Source organism: Streptomyces liliifuscus (assembly GCF_016598615.1).
Classification (GTDB): Bacteria; Actinomycetota; Actinomycetes; order Streptomycetales; family Streptomycetaceae; genus Streptomyces; species Streptomyces liliifuscus.
This window is the reverse complement of the sequence record NZ_CP066831.1, coordinates 3191113-3217560: the sequence shown is the minus strand read 5'-3', so window position 1 is coordinate 3217560 and position 26448 is coordinate 3191113. Positions and strand designations below refer to the sequence as shown.

General features: G+C 69.7%; 18 protein-coding genes. 13 read left to right on the top strand and 5 right to left on the bottom strand.

Annotated features, from left to right (window positions below; translation table 11 throughout):
- Positions 1-76 precede the first annotated feature (76 nt).
- The gene (gene hflX, locus JEQ17_RS13525; RefSeq protein ID WP_200395502.1) at positions 77-1570 is read left to right on the top strand and encodes a GTPase HflX; all 1494 of its coding nucleotides are present in this window, start codon (positions 77-79) and stop codon (positions 1568-1570) included.
- Between the two features lie 112 nt (positions 1571-1682).
- Here the strand turns inward: hflX and JEQ17_RS13520 are convergent, their stop codons facing one another.
- Positions 1683-2882, bottom strand: coding sequence for a trypsin-like serine peptidase (locus JEQ17_RS13520; RefSeq protein ID WP_200395501.1), 1200 nt, complete (start codon positions 2880-2882; stop codon positions 1683-1685).
- A 258-nt stretch (positions 2883-3140) separates the two neighbouring features.
- Positions 3141-4370, bottom strand: a complete 1230-nt coding sequence (locus tag JEQ17_RS13515) for a trypsin-like serine peptidase (RefSeq protein WP_200395500.1) — start codon at positions 4368-4370, stop codon at positions 3141-3143.
- Positions 4371-4703: 333 nt separating this feature from the next.
- Here JEQ17_RS13515 and JEQ17_RS13510 point away from each other — a divergent pair, with 333 nt between their 5' ends.
- The 5 genes from JEQ17_RS13510 (at position 4704) to JEQ17_RS13490 (ending at position 13660) form a co-directional block, all read left to right on the top strand.
- Positions 4704-6230, top strand: a complete 1527-nt coding sequence (locus tag JEQ17_RS13510) for a diaminobutyrate--2-oxoglutarate transaminase family protein (protein WP_407700050.1) — start codon at positions 4704-4706, stop codon at positions 6228-6230.
- A gap of 241 nt (positions 6231-6471) precedes the next feature.
- Positions 6472-8604 carry an IucA/IucC family protein gene (locus JEQ17_RS13505; protein WP_200395499.1) on the top strand — a complete coding sequence of 711 codons (2133 nt, stop codon included), beginning with the start codon at positions 6472-6474 and terminating at the stop codon, positions 8602-8604.
- Positions 8605-8643: 39 nt separating this feature from the next.
- Entirely contained in the window at positions 8644-9495 is an 852-nt protein-coding gene (locus JEQ17_RS13500) for a GNAT family N-acetyltransferase (protein ID WP_200395498.1), read from the top strand.
- Between the two features lie 57 nt (positions 9496-9552).
- The gene (locus tag JEQ17_RS13495; protein ID WP_200395497.1) at positions 9553-11511 is read left to right on the top strand and encodes an IucA/IucC family protein; all 1959 of its coding nucleotides are present in this window, start codon (positions 9553-9555) and stop codon (positions 11509-11511) included.
- A gap of 112 nt (positions 11512-11623) precedes the next feature.
- Positions 11624-13660: an ATP-dependent DNA helicase gene (locus JEQ17_RS13490; protein WP_200395496.1), complete on the top strand. Its 2037-nt coding sequence runs from the start codon at positions 11624-11626 to the stop codon at positions 13658-13660.
- A 116-nt stretch (positions 13661-13776) separates the two neighbouring features.
- Here JEQ17_RS13490 and lexA read toward each other — a convergent pair whose 3' ends face one another.
- Positions 13777-14556 carry a transcriptional repressor LexA gene (lexA, locus tag JEQ17_RS13485; protein ID WP_055617269.1) on the bottom strand — a complete coding sequence of 260 codons (780 nt, stop codon included), beginning with the start codon at positions 14554-14556 and terminating at the stop codon, positions 13777-13779.
- A 521-nt stretch (positions 14557-15077) separates the two neighbouring features.
- On the opposite strand from lexA, the gene nrdR reads away from it, so the two are divergent.
- Together nrdR and JEQ17_RS13475 are read left to right on the top strand one after the other, a co-directional pair.
- Entirely contained in the window at positions 15078-15629 is a 552-nt protein-coding gene (gene nrdR, locus JEQ17_RS13480) for a transcriptional regulator NrdR (RefSeq protein ID WP_200395495.1), read from the top strand.
- 148 nt (positions 15630-15777) lie between these two features.
- Positions 15778-18672 carry a vitamin B12-dependent ribonucleotide reductase gene (locus tag JEQ17_RS13475; protein ID WP_200395494.1) on the top strand — a complete coding sequence of 965 codons (2895 nt, stop codon included), beginning with the start codon at positions 15778-15780 and terminating at the stop codon, positions 18670-18672.
- 71 nt (positions 18673-18743) lie between these two features.
- Here JEQ17_RS13475 and JEQ17_RS13470 read toward each other — a convergent pair whose 3' ends face one another.
- Positions 18744-19277 (bottom strand): TerD family protein, encoded by a 534-nt coding sequence (locus tag JEQ17_RS13470; RefSeq protein ID WP_200395493.1) that lies wholly within the window; start codon positions 19275-19277, stop codon positions 18744-18746.
- Between the two features lie 154 nt (positions 19278-19431).
- On the opposite strand from JEQ17_RS13470, the gene JEQ17_RS13465 reads away from it, so the two are divergent.
- From JEQ17_RS13465 to JEQ17_RS13450, 4 genes are all read left to right on the top strand, one after another.
- A complete protein-coding gene (locus JEQ17_RS13465; RefSeq protein ID WP_055617265.1) occupies positions 19432-20037 on the top strand; it encodes a YdbC family protein in 606 nt (201 codons plus the stop codon).
- An 82-nt stretch (positions 20038-20119) separates the two neighbouring features.
- On the top strand, positions 20120-20779 hold the full coding sequence (locus tag JEQ17_RS13460) for a histidine phosphatase family protein (RefSeq protein ID WP_200395492.1): 660 nt from the start codon (positions 20120-20122) through the stop codon (positions 20777-20779).
- A 12-nt stretch (positions 20780-20791) separates the two neighbouring features.
- Positions 20792-21703 (top strand): ADP-ribosylglycohydrolase family protein, encoded by a 912-nt coding sequence (locus tag JEQ17_RS13455; RefSeq protein ID WP_200395491.1) that lies wholly within the window; start codon positions 20792-20794, stop codon positions 21701-21703.
- A 389-nt stretch (positions 21704-22092) separates the two neighbouring features.
- The gene (locus JEQ17_RS13450; protein ID WP_407700049.1) at positions 22093-23880 is read left to right on the top strand and encodes a DUF4153 domain-containing protein; all 1788 of its coding nucleotides are present in this window, start codon (positions 22093-22095) and stop codon (positions 23878-23880) included.
- Positions 23881-24014: 134 nt separating this feature from the next.
- On the opposite strand, the gene JEQ17_RS13445 is transcribed toward JEQ17_RS13450, so the two are convergent.
- A complete protein-coding gene (locus tag JEQ17_RS13445; protein WP_200395489.1) occupies positions 24015-25562 on the bottom strand; it encodes an MFS transporter in 1548 nt (515 codons plus the stop codon).
- Positions 25563-25766: 204 nt separating this feature from the next.
- On the opposite strand from JEQ17_RS13445, the gene JEQ17_RS13440 reads away from it, so the two are divergent.
- The gene (locus tag JEQ17_RS13440; RefSeq protein ID WP_200395488.1) at positions 25767-26390 is read left to right on the top strand and encodes a TetR/AcrR family transcriptional regulator; all 624 of its coding nucleotides are present in this window, start codon (positions 25767-25769) and stop codon (positions 26388-26390) included.
- Positions 26391-26448: the final 58 nt, after the last annotated feature.

The following is a 26448-nucleotide window of genomic DNA, read 5'->3' as shown; positions in this document are numbered from 1 at the left end:
GCGGCCCCGGACGTTGTCGTGAATGTCGGACGGAAGTCCGTCGTCCCACAGGTATCCCCATCGACGTAAGGACCCAATGACCTCCTCTTCTTCCCCTTCCCAGGACACGCAGAGCTTCGCGCAGAACTACCCCGACGGTCTTCGGGCCGATGCCCTGATGGAAGAGGACGTCGCCTGGAGCCACGAGGTCGACGGAGACCGGGACGGCGACCAGTTCGACCGCTCCGAGCGTGCGGCCCTGCGCCGCGTCGCGGGCCTCTCCACCGAACTCGAGGACGTCACCGAGGTCGAGTACCGACAGCTCCGTCTGGAGCGCGTGGTGCTCGTCGGTGTGTGGACCTCCGGGACCGCGACCGATTCGGAGAACTCCCTCGCGGAGCTCGCCGCCCTCGCCGAGACCGCGGGCGCGCTCGTGCTCGACGGCGTCATCCAGCGCCGCGACAAGCCCGACGCGGCCACCTACATCGGCTCCGGCAAGGCCAACGAGCTGCGGGACATCGTGCTGGAGACCGGCGCGGACACCGTCATCTGTGACGGTGAGCTCTCACCGGGCCAGCTGATCCACCTCGAAGACGTCGTCAAGGTCAAGGTCATCGACCGTACGGCCCTGATCCTCGACATCTTCGCCCAGCACGCCAAGTCCCGAGAGGGCAAGGCGCAGGTCGCGCTCGCGCAGATGCAGTACATGCTGCCGAGGCTGCGAGGCTGGGGTCAGTCGCTGTCCCGTCAGATGGGCGGCGGCAAGGGCGGCGGACTCGCCACCCGTGGTCCCGGTGAGACCAAGATCGAGACCGACCGGCGTCGGATCCGCGAGAAGATGGCGAAGATGCGCCGGGAGATCGCGGACATGAAGGTCGGCCGCGAGATCAAGCGCCAGGAGCGCCGTCGCAACAAGGTGCCGTCCGTCGCCATCGCCGGGTACACCAACGCCGGCAAGTCCTCGCTGCTCAACCGCCTCACGGGCGCGGGCGTGCTGGTGCAGAACGAGCTGTTCGCCACCCTCGACCCGACCGTGCGCCGCGCCGAGACGCCCAGCGGGCGGATCTACACACTCGCGGACACCGTCGGCTTCGTCCGGCACCTGCCGCACCACCTCGTCGAGGCGTTCCGCTCCACGATGGAGGAGGTCGGGGACTCCGACCTGATCCTGCACGTGGTGGACGGTTCGCACCCGGCGCCGGAGGAGCAGCTGGCCGCCGTGCGCGAGGTCGTCCGTGACGTGGGCGCCACCAAGGTGCCCGAGATCGTGGTGATCAACAAGGCGGACGCGGCCGACCCGCTGGTGCTCCAGCGGCTCATGCGGAACGAGAAGCGGTCCATCGCCGTCTCGGCCCGCACGGGCCAGGGCATCGCCGAGCTGCTCGCGCTCATCGACGTCGAACTGCCGCACCCCTCGGTCGAGATCGAGGTGCTCGTGCCGTACACGCTCGGCCGACTGGTCGCGCGCGCCCACTCCGAGGGCGAGGTGATCTCCGAGGAGCACACCCCGGAGGGCACCCTGCTCAAGGTGCGGGTGCACGAGGAGCTGGCGGCGGAGCTGGCGGCGTACGTTCCGGTGCCGGCTGTCTGATCCCCGATCCGATCGCATACGGCGAAGGCCCGCCCCCTGCCAGAGGGGGCGGGCCTTCGCCGTATCCGTGGCGCGGATGCCGTGGGCGTGGCGCCGGCGTTCGTAGGGGCGCCTACTTGGCGCCGTACTCCTTGCTCATGTTGTCGAAGAGCGTCTTGGCGCCCTGCCCCAGCTGCGGTCCCGCGAGCCAGGTGTTGTCGGCCGGGCCGATCGAGGTGTTCGAGACGAGCACGGTCTTGCCGTCGACGACCCGGAACCAGCCGCCGCCCGACGAACCGCCGGTCATCGTGCAGCCGATGCGGTACATCGTCGGCAGGCTCGGGCTGAGCGAGAGCCTGCCCGGCCGGTCGACGCACTTGTGCATGATCAGACCGTTGTACGGCGGGGCGGCCGGGTAACCCCAGGCGCCCATCGTGCCCGCGTCCGCCGCGGCGGGGGTGGAGAAGTCCACGTCCAGCGCCGTACCGACGGTCTCCTCAAGGGACTTGGAGCCCGACTCCGGCTTCACGTGCAGCACCGCGTAGTCGTACGCGGCACCCGCGCCGCCCGACTCCGAGCCTCCCTGGATCCACTCGTTCGAAGTGGACGCCCAGTCCGCCCAGTACTGGCCGTACGGGGAGATCTCCTGCGGTGTCGCGTTGGCCAGCTCGGACTCGGACTTGCCGAGGTCGTTGTAGGCGGGCACGAAGGCGATGTTGCGGTACCAGCCGCCGCCACCGCCCGCGTGGACGCAGTGGCCGGCGGTCCACACGAGGTTGGACTTCCCCGGGTTGCGCGGGTCCTTGACGACCGTGCCCGAGCAGACCATCGAGCCCTCGGGGGAGTCGAAGAAGACCTTCCCGACCGGGGCGGCGTTGTCGTGGTACGGGGTCTCTTCCCGAGTCGCGTTGACCGGCGCGGGGGCCGGGTCGCTCACGCCCTGGTCGGCCGAGGCGTCCTTCGCGGAGATCGTCTTGTCCGGGTCCTTGGCGGACTTCATCCGCTCGGGCTTCCAGAGGCCCTCGATCACCGGGTTGACGAAGTCCTCGGCCTCAGTGAGCCACTTGTCCTTGTCCCAGTTCTTCCATTCGCCGTCCTTCCAGTCGTCGACATCGATGCCGTGCTCCTTGAGCCTGTCGGCGATGTCGGCCGGAATTTCGATCTTGTCGCCGCCGGAGGCCCCGGAGCCGGTGGCGGCCGGCTTGTCGGCGGCGTTGTCGTCGCCCGACTCGCAGGCGGTGGCGGTGAGCGTCAGAGCCGCCGCCAGCCCGGCGGCGACGAGGACGCGGCGTCGCCCGCGCATCCCCGAGAAGGACGGACGTGTGGAATGCATGGTGTTGTTACCCCCGATTGAACGTGCAGCTTTCGTCTGCGGGTCAGGCGCGAAGAGCGCGAAGAAGGCTCTCCGCGGAGCCCGTTTCACCGCGACACCCCACTATGCCCGGGGAGTCGAGGACGAACGGCGGCCAGGTGGTGAAGGTTTCCGTGAGGCCCACCCTGCCGCCGTCCGTCCCTGTGTGGCTACTGCCGTACTGCCACGGCTGCGCCGCTGTTGCCGCGTCGCCACGGCTGTGCCGCTATTGCCGCGCTGCTACTGCTGCGCCGCGAACTTCTTGCTCACCGCGTCGTAGATCCCCTTGGCCTCCGTGCCCAGGTGCGGGCCCGCGAGCCAGCCCGCGGTCACCGGGCCGATCGACGTGTTGGACACCAACGCGGGCTTGCCGTCCGAACCCGCGGCGACCCAGCCGCCGCCCGACGAACCGCCGGTCATGGTGCAGCCGATGCGGTACATCGTCGGCTCGGCCTCGGCGATCGAGAGCCGGCCCGGCTTGTCCGCGCACTGGAACATGGTCTCCCCGTCGAACGGCTTCGCCGCCGGGTAGCCGGTCGCGGTGATGTCCCCGACCTGCGACACGGCCGGAGCGTTGAAGTCCACCGGAAGCGCCGAACCGACGGTCTCCTCCAGGGACTTGCCCCCGCTGCCCTTCTCCGGCGTCACATGAATGACCGCGAAGTCGTACGAGGCGCCGTCGCCGCCCGTCGCGCCACCCTGCTCGATCCACTGGTCCGAGGTCTGCGCCCAGTCACCCCACCAGAGACCGTACGGAGCGACCTCCTCCTTGGTGGCGGTCGCGAGCTCCGCCGCCGACATGGCGTCGTTGTTGTACGAGGGCACGAAGGCGATGTTGCGGTACCAGCCGCCCTTCTTGCCGGCGTGCACGCAGTGGCCCGCGGTCCACACGAGGTTGGACTTGCCCGGGTGTGCCGGGTCCTGGACCACGGTCGCCGAGCAGACCATCGTGCCCTCGGGGGAGTCGAAGAACACCTTGCCCGCCTCGGGCGCGTTCTCGTGGTACGCCGCCGGGACGCCCTTCGCCTCCACGGGCGCGGGCTCCGGGTCGGTCACGCCCTGGTCACCCGAGAGGTCGTTCTCGTCGACGCCCTTGCCCTGGTCCGGGTCCTCGGCCTCGCGCATACGGTCCGGGTCCCACAGGTCCTTGATGATCGGGTTGATGTAGTCCCCGGCCTCGCGCAGCCAGTCGTCCTTGTCCCAGTTCTTCCAGGCGCCGCCCTTCCACTGGTCGATGTCGATCCCGTGCTCTTTGAGCCTGTCCTTGATGTCGTCCGGGATCTTGATCTTGCCGTCGCCCGCCGCTGACGCCGACGCCTGAGCGCCCGCGTTGGAGTCCTCCTCCGAACCGCAGGCGGTGGCGGTGAGCGCCAGGGCGGTGGCCAGTCCGACCGCGGCCAGCATGGGGGAGGTTCTGCGGCGCGAGCTCCTCCCTCGACGGGCGGTGAAGAGCGGGCGTATGGGTCGCATGGTGTGACTCCCCCTGGAGGTGAACGAACAACTCTGTGCTGCCACATGGGACTTCGTAAGCATCCGGTGACCCGGATGTGTCCGACGTGGACCGTGGGTGCTGATCAGCGGGGATTCGCTGAACGGCACCACAGACTATGCCGTTGCTGTGGGGGACTTCCGACGGAACCGCAACGGTTCCGTCACGGCAAGGATCTTCGCCCCACCGTTGCCCCTCGCGGTCCTCGTCGTTGGTACGTACGGGGGACGTTCCGGCTGCGTTCATTCCCCTGTCGCCTCCCACCGGGCGGCCGAGCAACTCGCCTCTTCTGGACAGCGGGAGGACCGACAGACGTGGCTGTGACCGAGTCTGCACCCGAGACGGCGCCCGCGATGCCCGAGGCCGTGGGGGCGCGCGCGACCCAGGAGAACGTCGGGGCGCGCGCGGCGCACGAGGGGATCCTGCGGCGTCAGGCGGCGCGTGAATCCGCGGCGCGCACCTACGCACGCGCCCTGCCGATCGTCCCCGTCCGCGCACGAGGCCTGACGATCGAGGGCGCCGACGGGAACCGCTACCTCGACTGCCTCTCGGGCGCCGGGACGCTGGCCCTCGGCCACAACCACCCGGTCGTACTGGAAGCCATCAGGAAGGTCCTCGACTCCGGGGCGCCGCTGCAGGTCCTCGACCTGGCCACGCCCGTCAAGGACGCCTTCACCACCGAGCTGTTCCGCACGCTGCCGCCCGGTCTCGCCGACCACGCGCGCGTGCAGTTCTGCGGGCCCGCCGGTACGGACGCCGTGGAGGCCGCCCTGAAGCTGGTGCGCGCCGCGACCGGGCGCAGCGGGATTCTCGCCTTCGCCGGCGCGTACCACGGGATGACCGCGGGGGCGCTCGCGGCATCCGGGGGCGCGTCCGACGTACGGGTCGCGCGCCTGCCCTATCCGCAGGACTACCGCTGTCCGTTCGGCGTCGGCGGCGAGCCGGGTGCCGAACTCGCCGCGCGCTGGACCGAGTCCATCCTCGACGACACCAAGTCCGGAGTGCCGAGCCCCGCCGGGATGATCCTGGAACCGGTGCAGGGCGAGGGCGGAGTGATTCCGGCCCGCGACGACTGGATGCGGCGGATGCGGGAGATCACCTCGGCGCGCTCCATCCCGCTGATCGCCGACGAGGTCCAGACGGGAGTCGGGCGGACCGGCGCCTTCTGGGCGGTGGAGCACAGCGGCATCACACCCGACGTGATGGTCCTCTCCAAGGCCATCGGCGGCAGCCTGCCACTGGCGGTCGTCGTCTACCGCGAGGACCTCGACGTGTGGGAACCGGGCGCCCACGCGGGCACGTTCCGCGGCAACCAGCTCGCCATGGCTGCCGGCGCCGCGACGCTCGCGTACGTCCGTGAGAACGGCCTCGCCGAGCGGGCCGCGACTCTGGGCACTCGCATGATCGCCCAACTCCAGTGCCTTGCCGACGACTTCGACTGCGTCGGCGACGTGCGCGGCCGGGGGCTGATGATCGGCGTCGAACTCGTGGACCCCGAGAAGCCGCCGTCGTCGCCCGGCGGGCCGTCTCCCGCGGCCCCCGAACTGGCGGCCGCCGTCCAACGGGAGTGCCTGCGCCGCGGACTGATCGTGGAACTCGGCGGACGGAACTCCAGCGTGGTGCGCCTGCTTCCACCGCTCACGATCAGCGACGAACAGGCGAGCGCGGTGCTCAACCGGCTGGCGGACGCGGTGGCGGACGTCGCCAAGGCGCACACCGGCTCGGCGGCAGAGGCCACCCGGCGGACAGCAACCGGGCGCACCCAGATGGTCGGGCACGCCCAAGTCACTGAGCACGCCCAAGGCGCCGAGCACACCCAACGGGGCGAGCGATCCGGATAGCAGCCGGCCCACTGGACGGCTCGGCAGTGGGGCCCCGGAGACGTCGTCCTCCGGTGACACCCGCAAGGCACCACCGGAACTGCCTCCTCCACCCCGCACCCCCGAATCCACCCCGCACCCCCGAAACCGGACGACACCCGCACTCGCACCCGCATCAACCAGGAATCGCACGGGTCCAACGCACGCCGGAACAGCCCCGGTTCGTCGCCGCACGAACCTGAACCACCCCCGAGGAAGCCTCTTGAACGCCATCCCCGCACCCGACGGCCACCCCTACACCCACGAGCGAGGAGCGCGCGGCACACAGGCCCCGCTCGGGTCGGGGGCCGAATCGGTCCCCAGGCAGAAGACAGGGTCCCAGGAGTCCGAACGGCTGCGCGGCGCCACCACCGACCTGCTGGAACACCCCGATCCCCACACCGCGGCCCAGGCCGCCACCATCGAGAACCTGCTGCGCTGCTGGGTACGCGAGCACGACCTCGCCGCCCCCGACGACGGCACCCTCCGCATCCCCCTCCCTGCGAGCGGCACAGCCCTCGTCGTCCCCGTCCACTACTGGTCCCCCACGGGATGGCACCGCCTCGGCCCTCCCTACCTCTCCGACGCCCCCGACCAGGCACCTCCCACGGACGCGGTCACCCTCGCGGCCCTTCTGGGACGCGAGACCCCGACGACCGGAGCCCCCACCCAGCCGACCGCCCTCACGGCCCCGGACGCTCCAATCGCCTCCACCGCCCCGGACGCTCCCGCCGAGCCAATCGCCTCCGACGCGCTGGATGCTGCTGAACCCCATGCCTCCGGCGCCCCAGACGCTCCTGCTGAGCCACGCGCCTCCGCCACGACGGACGCCCCCGATACCTCCGACACCCCCGCCCACTCCCACTCTCACTCCCACGCCTCGGCCGACGGCGGTGACCTGGTAGGCCGAGTCGCCGACTCCGTACGGCGGACCGTCGTCTTCATCACGGACCGCAGGGAAAATCCCGCCGACGGCCCCGACCTGTTCCTCTCGGCTGAGCAGGCGCTGCTGCTCGGCCACCCCTTGCACCCCACCCCGAAGAGCCGCGAGGGACTCTCCGGGGCCGAAACCCGCCTCTACTCACCCGAGTTGCGCGGCTCCTTCCCTCTGCACTGGATGGCCGTCGCCCCCTCCGCGCTCGCCACCGACTCGGCCTGGACCGAGCGAGGCCGTCTCGTACCCGCAGAGCAGCTCACCCCCAGGCTCGCCGGCGCCGGACTGCGGTTGCCGGACGGATACGCCGCGCTGCCGATGCACCCCTGGCAGGTCCGCGAGATCCGCCACCGCCCGGACACGGCGAAACTTCTGGACGCCGGTCTGCTTCTGGACCTCGGTCCTCATGGCTCCCCGTGGTACCCCACCTCCTCCGTACGCACCCTCTACCGCTCCGACGCCCCCGCGATGCTGAAGCTCTCGCTGGGCCTGCGCATCACCAACTCCCGCCGGGAGAACCTCCGCAAGGAACTCCACCGCGGTGTCGAGGTCCACCGACTGCTGCGCGTCGGCCTCGCCGAACAGTGGCAGGCGGCCCACCCGGGCTTCGACATCGTCCGCGACCCGGCCTGGCTCGCGGTGAACGACCCGGACGGCAACCCCGTGCCCGGCCTCGACGTGATGATCCGCCACAATCCGTTCACGCCGACGGACGACGTCTCCTGCGTCGCCGGACTCGTCTCGCCCAGGCCCCAGGCCCAGCCCACCGGACAACAGCACTCCGAGCAGAGCAGGACCACGACACGGGCCAGGCTCACCGAGATCGTCACCCGGCTCGCCGGACGCACGGGCCGGCCACGCGGCGCCGTCGCCGCCGAGTGGTTCCTGCGCTACCTGGAGCAGGTCGTCCGCCCCGTCCTCTGGCTGGACAGCGAGGCGGGCATCGCGCTGGAGGCCCACCAGCAGAACACCCTGCTCCTGCTGGACCAGGAAGGGTGGCCCGCGGGGGGCCGCTACCGCGACAACCAGGGCTACTACTTCCGCGAGTCCCGGCGCGCGGAACTGAACGAACGACTCCCCGGCATCGGTGAGAACAGCGACACGTTCGTCTCCGACGAGGTCACCGACGAGCGCTTCGCCTACTACCTCGGCATCAACAACGTGCTCGGCCTGATCGGGGCCTTCGGCTCCCAGCGCCTCGCCGACGAACGCCTGCTGCTCGCAGCCTTCCGCCGATTCCTCACCGATGTCGCCTCGGGACCCGCCCGGCTGCGTACCTCCCTGCCCCCCCAGCTGCTCGACTCACCCGTTCTGCGCTGCAAGGCCAACCTGCTGACCCGGCTGCACGGCCTCGACGAACTTGTCGGTCCGGTCGACACCCAGTCCGTCTACGTCACCATCGCCAACCCCCTTCATTCCTGAGGAACATGACCCACCCCGTCTCCTGAGAGGAGCGTCGCCGTGCCTCCCACCGATGCGAGCACCGACGCCGGTACCGCCCCCTACACCACCGCCGACAGAGACACGGGTCCCGGTGCGGACACCGAGGACACCCTCGATCTGCGCCTGCCCGACGAATTCCTCACCTTCTTCGCGGAGAAGGCAGGGGAAGCGAAGGCCGAGGCGGCCGGGGGAGCCGCGGAACGGGCAGAGGGAAACGGCGGGGGCCGGAACACGGTGGGCACGGCGCGGGGCTCGGCGCCGGGCACAGCGTGGCCCGCCCCTGTCGCCCCGGACGGTGACGACCTGCTCGACCGTGTCGGTGACTGGGGGCCGATCGCCACCGCCGCGGGCGTCTTCCAGCTGGCCCCCGTACACCTCGACCGAGACCTCCCGCTCATCAGCCGCTGGATGAACGACCCTGCGGTGGCCGCTTTCTGGGAGCTCTCCGGGCCCGGGACGGCGACCGAGGACCACCTGCGCGCCCAGCTCGGCGGCGACGGACGCAGCGTCCCCTGTCTCGGCGTGCTGGACGGCACGCCGATGAGCTACTGGGAGATCTACCGGGCGGACCTCGACCCCCTGGCCCGCCACTATCCCGCCCGCCTTCACGACACCGGTATCCACCTCCTCATCGGCGGTGTCGCCAATCGCGGGCGCGGACTCGGCACGACTCTGCTCAGAGCCGTCTCCGATCTCGTCCTCGACCGTCGTCCCTCATGCGCACGCGTCATCGCTGAACCCGACCTCCGCAACATCCCCTCCGTGTCCGCCTTTCTCAGTGCCGGCTTCCGGTTCTCCGCCGAGGTCGATCTGCCCGACAAGAAGGCAGCCCTCATGGTCCGGGACCGGGCCCTGCGCGATCTGTTGTAGCGCCGTCACTTTTAGTACACCGCTCGCCCCGATCAGGTTCCCAGTCGAGGAGTCCCCGTGCCGAACCCGTCCGCCGCCCCGACTCCCGAAGAGCCGTCGTGGCTCTACGACCCGCCCGAACTGAGCCCGGAGCGATGGGAAAGAGCGGGGCGACGACTGCTCGCCAAGATGATCGGGGAGTTCGCGCACGAGGAGATCCTGGTACCCGAGGCGGACGGGAACAGCCCCGGTGCTGCGGCGGCAGCCACCGATCCTCCCGAGGCCACGGCACCGGGCAGCGTCCCGGACCTCAGAGGAGACGATTCGCCGCCCGCCGTAGGCGCCGACGACGAGCGGTCGTACACCCTCCGCCTCGACGCCGGCGGCATCATCGGCTTCCGCGCCCGTCGCGGCGCGTACGACAGCTGGCAGGTCGATCCGTCCTCCCTCACCTTGACCGAGGCAACCGGAGCGACCAGCGAGACCGCGGGACCCGGACCCTCGCGCCTCTACACCGACCCCCTCGACTTCCTCACCCGCGCCCGCGCCACCCTCGGGCTGGACGGCGCCACCCTCGGGCACGTCATCAGGGAACTGACCACCACACTCGCGGCGGACGCACGCCTCGACCACACAGCGCTGCCCGCCGCCCGGCTCGCCGACCTCGGATACGCCGAGCTGGAAGGCCATCAGACGGGTCACCCCTGGATCGTCCTCAACAAAGGCCGCCTCGGTTTCTCCGCCACGGACGCCGCCCACTGGGCACCCGAGGGCCGCAGAGGCACAGCCCTGCCGTGGATCGCGGTGCACACCTCACTGGCCACATATCGGGGCGTCGCGGGCCTGGAGACCGCGGACGAGCTCTACGCGCGCGAGCTCGATCCCGCCACCAGGGAGTCCTACGCCGTCGCACTACGCGCGCGTGGGCTCACGCCGGAGTCGTATCTCTACCTGCCCGTGCACCCCTGGCAGTGGAACGACGTCGTGCTGCCACTCTTCGCGCCGTCTGTCGCCGCAGGCGCCATCGTTCCGCTGCCCCCGGACGCCGATTTACGCCTGCCCCAGCAGTCGGTGCGCACCTTCCTCAACACCTCACGCCCGGACCGGCACACCGTCAAACTGCCGCTGTCCGTCCTCAACACCCTGGTGTGGCGGGGCCTTCCGACGGAGCGCACTCTCGCGGCACCCGCCGTCACCGCCTGGATGCATGGCCTGCGCGACGCGGACCCCTTTTTGCGCGACACCTGCGGCGTCATCCTCCTGGGGGAGGTCGCGTCCGTCACGGTCGGGCACCCCGTGTACGACACGCTGCCGGAGGTCCCGTACCAGTACAAGGAGTTGCTGGGCGCGATCTGGCGCGAGCCGCTCTCCCTCCATCTGGCGCCCGGCGAGCGCGCCCGCACCTTGGCCGCTCTCCTGCACACCGACCCCGACGGCCGGGCCTTCACGGCTGAGCTCGTCGAGCGCTCAGGCCTGGCCCCGAGGATCTGGCTGCGCCGTCTCTTCGCCGCGCTGCTGCCGCCCCTGCTGCACTTCCTCTACCGCTACGGCACTGTGTTCAGCCCACACGGCGAGAACGCGATCGTTGTCTTCGACGACCATGACGTACCCGTCCGGCTCGCGGTGAAGGACTTTGTGGACGACGTGAACGTCAGCGCCGAGCGGCTTCCCGAGCACGCGTCCATGCCGGACGACGTACGGGCCGTTCTGCTCACGGAACCGGCTGCTTTCCTCACGCAGTTCATCCACTCCGGGCTCTTCGTCGGTGTCTTCCGCTACCTGGCCCCGCTCTGCGAGGCGCAACTGGGCGTTCCGGAGGCCGAGTTCTGGTCGCTCGTACGGGCGGAGATTCTCCGTCATCACAGGCTCTTCCCGGAGCTCAAGGAGCGTTACGAAACGTTCGACCTGCTCACTCCGCGTATTGAGCGGCTGTGCCTCAACCGCAATCGACTGCACCTGGACGGCTACCGGGACCGCCCCCAGCGCCCGCACGCCGCGGTGCACGGCACCGTTCCGAACCCGCTGCACCAGCCGTGATCACCGACGACGTGACCGACCTCGTCACCGACCGTGCACCCGTCTTGATCGCGTCCCTCGCCGCGGCCTTGATCGCCCGGTTGTCAGTGCGGCCCCGTAGGGTGGTCGGGCTATGACAGAGCCCTCACTCCCCGAACTCCTGCATGCCGCCGTCACAGCCGTCGGCGGTACGGAGCGCCCTGGCCAGGTGACCATGGCCGAAGCCGTCGAGCAGGCCATCGACGACGGCTCCCATCTGCTGGTCCAGGCCGGCACGGGTACCGGAAAGTCGCTCGGATACCTGGTGCCCGCGCTCGCGCACGGTGAGCGGGTCGTCGTGGCGACGGCCACCCTGGCGCTCCAGCGGCAGCTCGTGGAGCGGGACCTGCCGCGCACGGTGGACGCACTGCATCCGCTGCTGCGCCGCCGCCCCGAGTTCGCGATGCTCAAGGGCCGGTCGAACTACATGTGCCTGCACCGCCTTCACGAAGGTGTCCCGCAGGACGAGGAGGAGGGCCTCTTCGACCAGTTCGAGGCGGCCGCTCCCACCAGCAAGCTGGGTCAGGACCTGCTGCGGATGCGGGACTGGGCGGACGAGACCGAGACGGGCGACCGCGACGATCTCACCCCGGGTGTCTCGGACCGTGCCTGGTCACAGATCTCGGTGTCCTCCCGGGAGTGCCTCGGCGCCTCGAAGTGTGCTTATGGAGCGGAGTGCTTCGCCGAGATGGCCCGCGAGCGCGCCAAGCTCGCCGAGGTCGTCGTCACCAACCACGCCCTCCTCGCGATCGACGCCATCGAAGGCGCCCCGGTCCTCCCGCAGCACGAGGTGCTGATCGTGGACGAGGCACACGAGCTGGTCTCCCGCGTCACCGGCGTCGCGACCGGCGAGCTCACCCCGGGCCAGGTCAACCGTGCCGTGCGCCGCGTCTCGAGGCTCGTGAACGAGAAGGCGGCCGATCAGCTCCAGACAGCCGCCGAGGGCTTCGAGCGCCTGATGGAGCTCGCTCTGCCCGGCCGCCTGGAGGAGGTCCCCGAGGATCTCGGGTACGCGCTGATGGCCCTGCGGGACGCCGCGCGCACGGTCATCTCCGCGATCGGCGCGACCCGCGACAAGTCCATCGCCGACGAGGACGCGGTCCGCAAACAGGCCCTCGCTTCCGTGGAGTCGGTCCACGACGTGGCGGAGCGGATCACGAACGGCTCGGAGTGGGACGTCGTCTGGTACGAGCGGCACGACCGCTTCGGCGCCTCCCTGCGGGTTGCCCCGATGTCCGTGTCGGGCCTGCTGCGCGAGAAGCTCTTCACGGACCGCTCCGTCGTCCTGGCCTCGGCCACCCTCAAGCTCGGCGGTGACTTCAACGGCGTGGGTGCCTCACTGGGCCTGGCCCCGGAAGGCATCGTGGGTGAGGACATCCCGCCCTGGAAGGGCATCGACGTCGGTTCGCCCTTCGACTACGGCAAGCAGGGAATCCTGTACGTCGCGAAGCACCTCGCGCGACCGGCGCGGGACAGCGACCGCGGGGACATGCTCGACGAACTCACCGAGCTGATCCAGGCCGCCGGCGGCCGCACGCTCGGCCTGTTCTCCTCGATGCGGGCCGCCCAGCTCGCCGCGGAGGAACTGCGTTCCCGTATCCCGGAGTTCCCCATTCTGCTTCAGGGCGAGGAGACGCTCGGCGAGCTGATCAAGAACTTCGCGGCGGACCCGAAGACCTGTCTCTTCGGCACACTCTCGCTCTGGCAGGGTGTGGACGTCCCGGGCGCCAGTTGCCAGCTGGTCGTCATGGACAAGATCCCCTTCCCCCGTCCCGACGACCCGCTGATGAGCGCCCGCCAGAAGGCGGTCGAGGACGCAGGGGGCAACGGCTTCATGGCCGTCGCGGCCACCCACGCGGCCCTGCTGATGGCCCAGGGCGCCGGCCGTCTCGTACGGGCGACGGGGGACCGCGGTGTGGTCGCCGTGCTGGACCAGCGGCTCGCCACGGCTCGCTACGGCAGCTATCTGAAGGCGTCACTGCCCGACTTCTGGTTCACGACGGACCGTAACCAGGTGCGAAGGTCCCTGGCCGCCATCGACGAGGTGGCGAAGAAGGCGGAACAGAACGCAGAAGCGGAACAGACGACCGAAGCGGCGAAGGCAGAAGAGGCGAAGACAGAAGAGGCATAGACGCCAGTGGCCTGCCCCCGGCCGAGGTCGGGGGCAGGCCACTGACATGCGCACGTGGGGGCAGCACAGGGCCCCGGAACCGGCGCAGGGGTCCCGGGGCCCGGTCAGGGGCGGAGTCAGATCCGCCGCAGCACCGCCACGACCTTGCCGAGGATGGTGGCCTCGTCGCCGGGGATCGGCTGGTACGCGGAGTTGTGCGGGAGCAGCCAGACGTGGCCGTCCTCGCGCTTGAAGCGCTTGACCGTGGCCTCGCCGTCCAGCATGGCGGCCACGATGTCGCCGTTCTCCGCGACCGGCTGGCGGCGGACCGTCACCCAGTCTCCGTCACAGATCGCGGCCTCGATCATCGAGTCTCCGACGACCTTCAGGACGAACAGCTCGCCGTCACCCACCAGCTGCCGGGGCAGCGGGAACACGTCCTCGACCGACTCCTCGGCGAGGATCGGGCCACCGGCGGCGATCCGGCCGACCAGCGGGACGTACGACGCGGCCGGCTTGCCCGCCGTGTCGGTGGGCTGCGCGGTGGACTGGTCGGACCCCCGCACCTCGTAGGCCCGCGGTCGGTGCGGGTCGCGGCGCAGGAAGCCCTTGCGCTCCAGTGCCATCAGTTGGTGTGCGACCGAGGAGGTGCTGGAGAGGCCTACGGCCTGTCCGATCTCCCGCATCGACGGCGGGTATCCGCGCCGCTGCACGGAGTCCCTGATGACCTCGATCACCCGGCGCTGCCGGTCGGTGAGTCCGGAGCTGTCCGCCCGGATACCTGGAGGTCGGCCCGGCAGGGAGCGTGTGGGCTTGGGCCCCTCCTGGTTCACTTCATTCATGGCATGCACCGGCTCAAATCGGCCCTGGGAGCGGTCCTGGGCAGTGATGGTGGCACTGTCTGCGGTGGTGGTCACGTCGGCCCCTCTCGTTCGTCTCCCTGCTGGACAACGGTAGTTGCTTTCGAAAGGTTGCGCCAAACACACGTTCGAGTGAAAAAGTGTGGATGGCCTGACGTGATCACGTGTCTGGGTGTATGGCTAACGCTGCACCGGGCGGACAAAAGCGCTCATTGCTGTACTCTTCACCGCCGGGGCGATGGCCTTGTGGGCCGGAGCGGGGCGAGGGTCAGTCTGCCACCAGGTGTTCCGTCGGCCGGGAACCGGCCCCCTGCCCCTGTGGCGCCCACCGTATCCCCGTACGCCTCTCACGGGTATGGCCCTGCGGCACATGCCAATACGGGTGCGACACGCGCGCAAGGTGCGAATTTACGGGTCAAGCCCCACATCTAGTGGTTGGATTGCAGCAGCAGCCCAGAAGTTGTGGTCCCCCGGTCTTCCGGACCCATGGTCATCGCCTATGCTGGAGCCTGCTTCGAGGGGCCCAAGGGCCCTGCCGAGGCTATTGAGTCGTGCTTGTGAAGGAGGGTTGGAGTTCGATGCACTGCCCCTTCTGCAGGCACCCCGACAGCCGCGTCGTCGACAGCCGTACGACGGACGACGGTACGTCGATCCGCAGGCGCCGCCAGTGTCCCGACTGCTCCCGTCGTTTCACGACCGTGGAGACGTGCTCGCTCATGGTGGTCAAGCGGTCCGGAGTCACCGAGCCCTTCAGTCGTACCAAGGTCATCAACGGCGTGCGCAAGGCGTGCCAGGGAAGGCCTGTCACGGAGGACGCACTCGCTCAGCTCGGCCAGCGGGTCGAGGAGGCGGTGCGGGCCACCGGAAGCGCCGAACTGACCACCCACGACGTGGGACTGGCCATACTCGGCCCCTTGCAGGAGCTCGACCTCGTCGCCTATCTGCGCTTCGCGTCCGTGTACCGGGCGTTCGACTCGCTGGAGGACTTCGAGGCCGCCATCACTGAACTCAGGGAAGAAACGCAGCACCCCGCCGCGGCCGACGAAGACGCGGGCCAGGGGTGCCAGGGAATCGACCGCGGGTCCGGAGAGACTGTCGAAGTCCCCGTGCCCGCCAGCGCCGCCGACTGACGAGAGGGGCCGGCCCGGCCCGGACGGCGGCGACCACGGACCTGTTGCGAGCGGACGCGTACGCGTGGCTCGTGGCATTCAGACACACACCGTGCCACGGGAAGAACGAGGCACTTCTGGGCGTTTTAGCCCGATACAGGGAGGCGGCATGACAGAGACGGCGAGCGGTCCGGCACGGAGTTCCCGAGCCAAGGGGACGAAGGCGAACAAGGGCCTGCGCATCGAGCGGATCCACACGACCCCGGGGGTGCACCCGTACGACGAGGTCGAGTGGGCGAGCCGTGACGTCGTCATGACCAACTGGCGCGACGGCTCGGTCAACTTCGAGCAGCGTGGCGTCGAGTTCCCCGCCGAGTGGGCGGTGAACGCGGTCAACATCGTCACCAGCAAGTACTTCCGCGGCGCTGTGGGCACCCCGCAGCGCGAGGTGAGCCTCAAGCAGCTCATCGACCGCATCGTGAAGACGTACCGGAAGGCCGGCGAGGACAACAAGTACTTCGCCTCGCCCGCCGACGCGGAGATCTTCGAGCACGAGCTGGCCTACGCCCTCCTGCACCAGATCTTCAGCTTCAACAGCCCGGTGTGGTTCAACGTCGGTACGCCCCAGCCGCAGCAGGTCTCCGCCTGCTTCATCCTGGCCGTCGACGACTCCATGGAGTCCATCCTCGACTGGTACAAGGAAGAGGGCATGATCTTCAAGGGCGGCTCGGGCGCCGGCCTGAACCTCTCCCGTATCCGTTCCTCCAAGGAACTGCTCTCCTCGGGCGGCAACGCCTCGGGTCCCGTCTCCTTCATGCGCGGTGCCGACGCCTCCGCGGGAACGATCAAGTCGGGCGGCGCCACCCGCCGCGCGGCCAAGATGGTCATCCTCGACGTCGACCACCCCGACATCGAGGGCTTCATCGAGACCAAGGTGAAGGAAGAGGAGAAGATCCGCGCCCTTCGCGACGCGGGCTTCGACATGGACCTGGGCGGCGACGACATCACGTCCGTCCAGTACCAGAACGCCAACAACTCGGTCCGCGTGAACGACGAGTTCATGAAGGCCGTGGAGAACGGCGACAAGTTCGGCCTGCGCGCCCGTATGACCGGCGAGGTCATCGAGGAGGTCGACGCCAAGGAGCTCTTCCGCAAGATGGCCGAGGCGGCCTGGGCCTGTGCAGACCCCGGCATCCAGTACGACGACACCATCAACGCCTGGCACACCTGCCCGGAGTCCGGCCGGATCAACGGCTCGAACCCGTGCAGTGAGTACATGCACCTGGACAACACGTCCTGCAACCTCGCCTCGCTGAACCTCATGAAGTTCCTGAAGGACGACGGCCTCGGCCACCAGTCCTTCGAGGTCGAGCGCTTCTCGCAGGTCGTCGAGCTGGTCATCACCGCGATGGACATCTCCATCTGCTTCGCGGACTTCCCGACGCAGAAGATCGGCGAGAACACCCGCGCCTTCCGTCAGTTGGGCATCGGCTACGCCAACCTCGGCGCCCTCCTGATGGCGACCGGCCACGCGTACGACTCCGACGGCGGCCGCTCCCTCGCCGGCGCCATCACCTCGCTGATGACCGGCACCTCGTACAAGCGCTCCGCGGAACTCGCCGCGGTCGTCGGCCCGTACGACGGCTACGCCCGCAACGCGCAGCCGCACCAGCGCGTCATGAAGCAGCACTCCGACGCCAACGCCGTGGCGGTCCGCGTGGACGACCTGGACTCGCCGGTCTGGGCCGCCGCCACGGAGGCCTGGCAGGACGTGCTGCGCCTCGGCGAGAAGAACGGATTCCGCAACGCGCAGGCCTCGGTCATCGCCCCGACCGGCACCATCGGTCTCGCGATGTCCTGCGACACCACCGGCCTTGAGCCCGACCTCGCGCTGGTCAAGTTCAAGAAGCTGGTCGGCGGCGGCTCGATGCAGATCGTCAACGGCACCGTCCCGCAGGCCCTGCGCCGCCTGGGCTACCAGGAGGAGCAGATCGAGGCGATCGTCGCCCACATCGCCGACCACGGCAATGTCGTCGACGCCCCGGGCCTCAAGCACGAGCACTACGAGGTCTTCGACTGCGCCATGGGCGAGCGCTCCATCTCCGCGATGGGCCACGTCCGCATGATGGCCGCGATCCAGCCGTGGATCTCCGGCGCGCTCTCCAAGACGGTCAACCTGCCGGAGACGGCGACCGTCGAGGACGTCGAAGAGGTCTACTTCGAGGCGTGGAAGATGGGCGTCAAGGCGCTCGCGATCTACCGCGACAACTGCAAGGTCGGCCAGCCCCTCTCCGCGAAGACCAAGGACAAGGAGAAGGCCGAGGTCACCGCCAAGGCCGAGGAGACCATCCGTACCGCGGTCGAGAAGGTCGTCGAGTACCGCCCGGTCCGCAAGCGTCTCCCCAAGGGACGTCCCGGCATCACCACCTCGTTCACGGTGGGCGGCGCCGAGGGCTACATGACCGCCAACTCCTACCCGGACGACGGTCTCGGCGAGGTCTTCCTGAAGATGTCCAAGCAGGGCTCCACCCTCGCGGGCATGATGGACGCCTTCTCGATCGCCGTCTCCGTGGGCCTGCAGTACGGCGTGCCCCTGGAGACGTACGTCTCGAAGTTCACCAACATGCGCTTCGAGCCGGCCGGTATGACGGACGACCCGGACGTGCGGATGGCGCAGTCGATCGTCGACTACATCTTCCGTCGCCTGGCGCTCGACTTCCTGCCCTTCGAGACGCGCTCCGCGCTCGGCATCCACTCCGCCGACGAGCGTCAGCGCCACCTGGAGACGGGCTCCTACGAGCCGACCGACGACGAGCTGGACGTCGAGGGTCTCGCCCAGTCCGCGCCCCGCGCGCAGGAACTGAAGGCCGTCGCCGCACCGAAGGCCGTGGTCGAGGCGGCCAAGCCCGCCCCGCAGCAGGCCCACACCAGCGCCGAACTGGTGGAGATGCAGCTGGGCATCCAGGCGGACGCCCCCCTGTGCTTCTCCTGCGGTACGAAGATGCAGCGGGCCGGCTCCTGCTACATCTGCGAGGGCTGCGGCTCGACCAGCGGCTGCAGCTGATCCACAAACCGTGAGGGGCGGTACGGCCATCGGCCGTACCGCCCCTTCGGCGTGCATGAGTGCGTCGTGGGTCAGGACTCCTGGGGGCTGCCCATGATCCTGGCGAAGGTCGCCGGGTCGGCGTCGAAGCCGCGGATGTCCGACTGGAAGGTCCACTCTCCGGAGTCGTCGCGCACGAAGTCCGCGACCGTAGTGGCCGTCGACCCCAGAACGCTGCCGAAATCGCCCTCGGCCAGGACGTTGTAGCCCTCGCGGATCCGCAGGCCCGGGTTGTGCACGCTGACGAAGGTGGCCCGTCCGGAGCGCTGTTGGATGGCGACGCCGACGACCACGCGCGCGTACCGCTTGTCGAGGCGGCTGAGCTCCAGGGTCATCACCTCGTCCCAGCCGAAGCCCTTGCCGTCCTTGCTGTCCCGGTTGAGATAGATCGTGCCGTCCGGTGAGCGGCTGTCGAAGTGCACTACGTAGTCAGGGTTCTTGTGCGTGTCGGTCGCGAGGTAGGTGGCGGCGACGATGTCGAGATCGGTGGCCGGTTCGCCGACGGGTCCGGGATCCCATTTCACCGAGATCTCGACCTTGTTGATGCCCTTGTTGAGGCCGTTCACCGGTTCTCCCCTCGTGGTCCCCCTGCAACGGTCGCCTCAACTGCCTGGCAGGTGAGGCGTGTTGCCCATCGTGCCACGCGCATGGGGGCGCACGGGCGGCCGCAGTCCGCCCGAGCGTGACCGACGCCACGTTCCTGGGCCGTACGATGGCGCGGTGCTGGTCAAGTGGATTCGCTGCACCGTGGTGGACCGCCGCGGTTTTGAACGGGGGCAGCGGAAATGGGCGGGACTTCTGGGGGAGCCGGGTTTCCGGGGGCAGGGCGGGGGCTGGAGCCGGGGAAGGCCCGGAGTGGCCCACATCTTCGCCTTCTGGGAGAGCCGTGCCTTCTACGACTCCTTCATGGCGCGCTCCCATGACCGGCTGGCCGCAGCCCAGTCGGGCACCTTCAAGGACGCGCAGAGCAAACTCTTCGATCACCGCTTCGACGTGAAGACCGGCTTCGAGCCGCGCTTCACGGAGACCGATCTGGTCCGGGTGGCGCACTGTCGCGTCCACGAGGAGCGCGCCGAGCACTTCGCGCTGATGCAGGAAAAGGTGTGGAACCCGGCGATGGCCGGCTCTCCCGGCATGGTGAGGGGCCTCTTCGGCGAGGCACCCGGCCACGAGTTCCTGGTCCTGTCCATGTGGCAGTCCGCCGCCGAGCACGGCAAATACCGGGCCGAGCGGGTGGAGCGCCTCGCCCTGCGCGCCCAGCTGGAGGCGGACGTCGCGGCGCTCACGGGCGACATCGTCCAGTTGGAACCGTCCTGGACGGTCTGAGACGCGCGCGATTTATGTGACCTGTGCCGTATAGAGCCCGTACGAGTGCTCGATCGGGCGTAACTCGATCTAGGGTTTCGGTATGGCACGTCCACGGCGCATCGTCCTTGTCCGGCACGGCGAGTCGGTGGGCAATGCCGATGACTCGGTGTACGAACGCGAACCCGACCACGCCCTGGCGCTCACCGAGAAGGGGTGGCGGCAGGCGGAGGAGACGGGCACACGCATTCGAGAGGTCCTCGGCGACGAGCGCGTAAGCGTTTACGTCTCCCCGTACCGCCGCACCCACGAGACCTTCCGGGCCTTCCATCTCGACCCCGGGAAGGTACGCGTACGCGAGGAGCCGCGGCTGCGCGAACAGGACTGGGGAAACTGGCAGGACCGGGACGACGTACGGCTGCAGAAGGCGTACCGCGACGCGTACGGGCACTTCTTCTACCGCTTCGCGCAGGGTGAGTCCGGTGCCGATGTGTACGACCGGGTCGGCGGCTTCCTGGAGAGCCTCTTCCGGAGCTTCGAGGCCCCCGATCACCCGCCGAACGTGCTCCTGGTGACCCACGGCCTCGCCATGCGGCTGTTCTGCATGCGCTGGTTCCACTGGACGGTCGCGGAATTCGAGTCGCTGTCGAACCCGGGGAACGCGGAGGTGCGCATGCTCGTTCTCGGGGAGGACGGCAAGTACACCCTTGACCGTCCTTTCGAACGCTGGCGTGATCCGGAACCGTACGGAGTCACCGGATAGAGTGGCAGGGCAATGACCGCTGACTCCTCTCCCGACGGGCGCCTGGACCGCGCCCTGGCCAGCCTGCGCGGACTCGCGGTCGGGGACGCGCTGGGCTCGCAGTTCTTCGTGCCCGCGAACTATCCGCTGCTCAAGCGCCGAGGGCTGCCGCCCGGCCCCTGGCAGTGGACCGACGACACGGAAATGGCCTCCTCCGTAGTGGCCACTCTGGCCGTCCACCGCCGCATCGACCAGGACGCGCTGGCCCGCTCCTTCGCCGAGCACCACGACTTCGACCGTGGCTACGGCCCCGCGGTCAACCGGCTGCTGCGGCAGGTCCGGGAGGGCGGCGACTGGCGCGAGCTGGCCTCGGCCCTCTTCAAGGGACAGGGCTCGTGGGGGAACGGCGCGGCGATGCGGATCGCTCCCCTGGGCGCCTGGTACGCGGACGATCCGGAGCAGGCGACGCACCAGGCCGAGATCTCGGCCTACCCCACGCACCAGCACCGCGAAGCCGTGGTCGGCGCCATGGCAGTGGCCGCGGCGGCTGCGCTGACCGCCGCACCGGGCGGTCCGCCGACCCCCGGGGCGCTGCTCGACGGGGTCATCGCCCTGGTGCCGCGCAGCGCGGTGGAAGCCGGTCTGCGGCGCGCCCGGGACATGCTCGACTACGCAGACACGACGACCGTCGCCGCGGTCCTCGGCTGCGGGCGGCGTACGACCGCGCACGACACCGTGCCGTTCGCCCTGTGGTCGGCGGCGCGGGCCCTCGGTGACTACGAAGAGGGCTTCTGGGCGACCGCCCAGGTCGGCGGCGACATGGACACGACCTGCGCCATCGTCGGAGGCGTCGTGGCCGCGGGGAAGGCCGGGACGCCGCCCACGGAATGGGTGGAGCGGACCGAGGCGGTTCCGGAGTGGCTGTCGGCGAAAGTCGCGGGTTGAGGCCTGCTGCGAGGGCCGCGGGTTGAGGCCGGCGGGTTGAAGCTTGCGGCGAGGGCCATGGACCACGGCTGTGGATGAGAGCTGCGGGGCGGGGCTTACGTTCGGCTGCGGCGAGGGTGCCGGGCCTGCCCGTTCCCTTCTGCCCCAAGCGTCTGTCACTGTCACAGCCCTGCCACAGAGAGCCGGTGACCGGCTGCGCCGCGTGTCCCACGGTTAACCTTTCCGCCACGCCGCCCGTTGATCATCACGGGCGTGCGCCGACGAGACACCGGTCCCTGGGCTTACGTGGCAGCCACGAGCCGCGCTGCCCGGACCGGTCGGGAGGGGGTCCCGTGTCCGACACGCCGTCCGAGGCCGAGCCGAGAGGGTCGGCCTCGAAGGGTTCAGGGGTGAAGCCCCGAATCGATGCCGAGGAGCCTGACGTACCCGAGGTGCCGGAGGCGCCCGCGGACGAGGTGCCCGCGGCCCGTACCGGTTCAGTCGGGGCCGGTTCGGGCGGGCCCGGTTCGAACGAGACAGACTCACGTGGGACCGATTCGAGCGGGACCGAGTCGGGCCGGACCGATTCAGGCGGGACCGATTCAGGCGGGACCGAGTCCAAGAAACGCAGCGTCGCCACGCGAGATGTCCACCGGCAGGGCGTCGGCGACGAAGAGGGCGAAGGGGATCAAGAGTGGGACGGCCCCGTCGTCGAGTCCTGGTTCGCCGACGTTCAGGCGGAGCGCCCGGCCCCCATCCGTAACGCCACGCTCTGGGCCGCCCTCGCCACCGGCGTACTCAGCATGCTCCTGCTCGGCGACGGCCTGGCCCTCAACCTCCTGCTGGTGGCGATACCGGCCGCGCTCGGCGCGTACTACGCGGCTCAGGCAGCGGGTCGGCGACCGCACCGCTGGACGCTGGTGTGGGGCGTGGGAGGACTTGCCCTGCTCAGCGTGCCGGCGCTTCGCGACGCCGACTGGCCCTCGTTCCTCGCCGTCGTGGCCGCCGTGGGGGCGGGCTCGCTCGCCCTGCACGGCGGTCGCACCTGGACAGGAGTGCTGTTCGGCCCGATCGGTCTCCACACCTCGCTGGTCACCGGACCCCTCTGGGGCTGGCGCGGCCTGCGGGAGCGGTCCGGCGGCGCCCGGGGCAACGTGGGCCCGCTGGTCCGCGCGCTCGCCGTCGCCGCGGTCCTGCTGGTGGTCTTCGGCGCGCTCTTCGCCGGGGCGGACGCCGCCTTCGCGGACCTTCTCGGCGGTCTCGTGCCCGACGCGTCGGTCTCCGGAGGGCCCTGGCACGCCGTCCTGTTCGCGATCGGCGTGGTCGGGGCCCTGGTCGTGGCGCACACGGCCGCCGCACCCGTTCAGTGGGACCGCGTCGAGGTACCGGCGGGCCGCCCTCGCGGACGCGTCGAGTGGGCACTGCCCCTGATCGTGCTCGCCGCGCTCTTCGCGGTCTTCAACGCGGTCCAGCTCGCCGTCCTGTTCGGCGGATACGACGCCGTGCTGGAGAAGACCGGCCAGACGTACGCCGAGTACGCGCGCCAGGGCTTCTGGCAGCTGCTGCTGGTCACGCTCCTCACCCTGCTCGTCATCGTCTTCGCCCTGCGCTGGGCCCCTCGTGACAGCTCCGGCGACTGGACGCTGGTGCGTGCCGTCCTCGGAACGCTGTGCGTCCTCGCGCTCGTTGTCGTGGCATCGGCGGTGCGGCGGATGGACATGTACGTGGAGGCGTACGGGCTGACGCGACTGAGGATCTCCGTGGTGACCGTGGAGCTCTGGCTCGGTCTGGTCATCGTGCTCATCATGGCGGCCGGCGTCTGGGGTGCCCGCTGGCTGCCGCGTGCGGTGCTGGCGAGCGCCGCCGCGGGAGTGCTCGCCTTCGGGCTGATGTCGCCGGACGCTCTGATCGCCGAGCGCAACGTCCAGCGGTACGAGGCGAAGGGGTCGTTCGACCTCGACTACGCGCGCGGGCTGTCCGCCGACGCCGCACCGGCTCTCGACAAACTTGACGAGCCGCTGCGTTCCTGTGCCCTGCAGTCCATCGCGCTGGACCTGGCGGGGGCGGACGAGTCCTGGTACGCCACGAGTCTGGGTGAGGCACGCGCCCGGGACATCCTCGACCGACGGCCGCTGTCCCCCGACGCCGACTGGAGCGAGTGCAACCGCCTGGGCACCGAGCTGGCGTACCGCCGCTGAGACGGGGCGCGCACGGACCGCGTACACGAATACGTACACGTACACGTCTGCGAGGGATCCTCGCTGACGGACTCGTACGAACGACAGGGCCGGGCCGCCGTCCCCGGTACGGCGGCCCGGCCCTGTCGTGTGGTTCAGCCCCCGGCGGGTCCGGACGTGCCCGCCAGGGCGTCGAGGTCGCTCTTGCGGACCCGGATCACCAACGCGGCGACGGCCAGGGCGAGCACCGCCATCGCGACGGCCGGGATGAAGGCCGTGGAGATCCCCTGGGACAGCACCTCGTGGCTCCAGGGCGCCGGCAGCTGCTGTGTTTTGGCGAATTCCGCCTTCTGTTCGGCCGAGGCGGTGGCCATGAAGTCCGCGACCTGCTTCTCCGCCTCGTCACGGCTGGCCGTGCCGAAGACCGTGGTCAGGATGGAGAGACCGAGCGAACCGCCCACCTGCTGCGTGGCGTTGAGCAGGCCGGACGCCGCGCCCGCCTCGTGCACGGCGACTCCGGAGACCGCTGTCAGGGTCAGCGTCACGAAGTTCAGACCCATGCCGAAGGCGAACAGGAGCATCGGACCGAGCACCCCGCCGACGTACGTACTCCCGGGGTCCATGAAGGTCAGCCAGCCGAGCCCGAGTGCGACGAGGGCCGAGCCGACGATCATGAACGGCTTCGGGCCGAGCACCGGCAGGAACTTTTGCGACAGACCCGCACCGACGGCGATCGCGACCGTCACGGGGAGGAAGGCCAGGCCCGCCTCGATCGGCGTGTAGCTCAACACGTTCTGCACGAAGAGGACGATGAAGAAGAACATGCCGAACATCGCCGCGGCCAGGCTCAGCATGATCACGTACGTACCGGAGCGGTTGCGGTCGGCGAACATCCGCAGTGGTGTGATCGGTTCCTTCGCCCGGGACTCGACCAGTGCGAAGGCGGCCAGCAGGACCACCGCCGCGCCGAAGGACCCGATGGTGAGGCTGTCCCGCCAGCCCTCTTCCGCGGCCCGGATGAAGCCGTAGACGAGCGACGCCATACCGGCCGTCGAGGTCAGCGCACCCGCGATGTCGAAGCGCCCCGGATGCCGTTCGGACTCGCTGATGTAGAGCGGCGCGAGCACGGCGATCAGTACACCGATGGGTACGTTGACGAAGAGCACCCAGCGCCAGTCGAGCCACTCGGTGAGCATGCCGCCGGCCAGCAGACCGATCGCACCGCCGCCGGCCGAGACCGCGGCGAAGACGCCGAACGCCCTGTTGCGCTCGGGCCCTTCGGGAAACGTCGTGGTGATCAGTGCCAGCGAGGTCGGCGACGCGATCGCGCCACCGACGCCCTGGAGGGCACGTGCGGCCAGCAACTGCCATGGTTCCTGGGCGAATCCGCCCAGCAGCGAGGCGAGTGTGAAGAGCAGGATGCCGGTCATGAAGACCCGGCGACGGCCGAGGATGTCACCGGCGCGGCCGCCGAGCAGCAGCAGACCGCCGAAGGTGAGCGTGTACGCGCTGACGACCCAGGTGAGGTCGGTGGTGGAGAACTCGAGCGCGTTTTGAATGTGCGGGAGGGCTATGTTCACAATCGTCGCGTCGAGTACCACCATGAGTTGGCAGGCCGCGATGACGGTGAGCGCGATGCCGGGATGCCCCTCCCGGCGTGCCGCTCCTGGCTTCGGTTCCTTAATCAACGGAGAGGTTGTCACTATCAAGTCCCCCACGAGTGCCTTAGTGAACGCTCGCGTTCACTGCCGCGTCAAACGGTAGTGAGTCCCCGACAGTGAACGCAAGCGTTCACTGAAGTCGCTGCCGCTTTGCGTTACTTGACCGCTTGCGGACCCCCGGTCCGCACGGCACGTCTGCACGCGCGTGCGTGCGTGCCGCTTGCCCGCTCAGACGGAGACACGCTCATGGTTACTTCGAGTTGGACGGCCGCCTCCGCTCAGGCGGCCTCCCCGCGCCGCCGTGGTGCCGTACTCGAACGTGCGATCCTCGAAGCCGCGCTGGATCAGCTCAGTACGGTCGGCTGGAACGGACTCACGATGGAGGGCGTCGCCGCCGGCGCCCAGACCGGCAAGGCCGCGGTCTACCGCCGCTGGCCGTCGAAGGAGGATCTGGTCGCGGACGCACTCCAGGCGGGGCTGCCGCCGTTCGAGGACGTACCGGACATGGGGAGCGTGCGGGACGACCTGCTGGAGCTGTGCCGACGTGCGCGCGAGGCGATGTTCTCGCGCCCCGGATTCGCGCTGCGCTCGGTGATTCACGAATGTGACGCGTCGCAGGCCCGGCGCTTCCAGGAGATCATCTTCGGAGGTGCCGTGGAGCCGACCATCCGGCTGCTCGGCGAGGTCGTCGACCGTGGAATCCGGCGGGGAGAGGTGCGGCCCGACGCGGCGAACTCGTATGTCTTCGACGTCATTCCGGCAATGATGATGTACCGGTCCAAGGTGTGCGCGAGCGAATGGAGCGAGCGGGACATCGAGGAGATGATCGACCGGCTCATGGTTCCGCTGCTGCGGCCGACGAGTGAGTGAGTGGTCTCTGTGACGGTGAGGCCGGAGCGCCGAGGTTGCCTGGGGAAACCTGGGTGTC

Coding starts and splice junctions, on each gene's coding strand:
- hflX (WP_200395502.1), top strand. CDS start 77: ATGACCTCCTCTTCTTCCCCTTCCCAGGACACGCAGAGCTTCGCGCAG.
- JEQ17_RS13520 (WP_200395501.1), bottom strand. CDS start 2,882: ATGCATTCCACACGTCCGTCCTTCTCGGGGATGCGCGGGCGACGCCGC.
- JEQ17_RS13515 (WP_200395500.1), bottom strand. CDS start 4,370: ATGCGACCCATACGCCCGCTCTTCACCGCCCGTCGAGGGAGGAGCTCG.
- JEQ17_RS13490 (WP_200395496.1), top strand. CDS start 11,624: ATGACAGAGCCCTCACTCCCCGAACTCCTGCATGCCGCCGTCACAGCC.
- nrdR (WP_200395495.1), top strand. CDS start 15,078: ATGCACTGCCCCTTCTGCAGGCACCCCGACAGCCGCGTCGTCGACAGC.
- JEQ17_RS13475 (WP_200395494.1), top strand. CDS start 15,778: ATGACAGAGACGGCGAGCGGTCCGGCACGGAGTTCCCGAGCCAAGGGG.
- JEQ17_RS13460 (WP_200395492.1), top strand. CDS start 20,120: ATGGCACGTCCACGGCGCATCGTCCTTGTCCGGCACGGCGAGTCGGTG.
- JEQ17_RS13455 (WP_200395491.1), top strand. CDS start 20,792: ATGACCGCTGACTCCTCTCCCGACGGGCGCCTGGACCGCGCCCTGGCC.
- JEQ17_RS13440 (WP_200395488.1), top strand. CDS start 25,767: ATGGTTACTTCGAGTTGGACGGCCGCCTCCGCTCAGGCGGCCTCCCCG.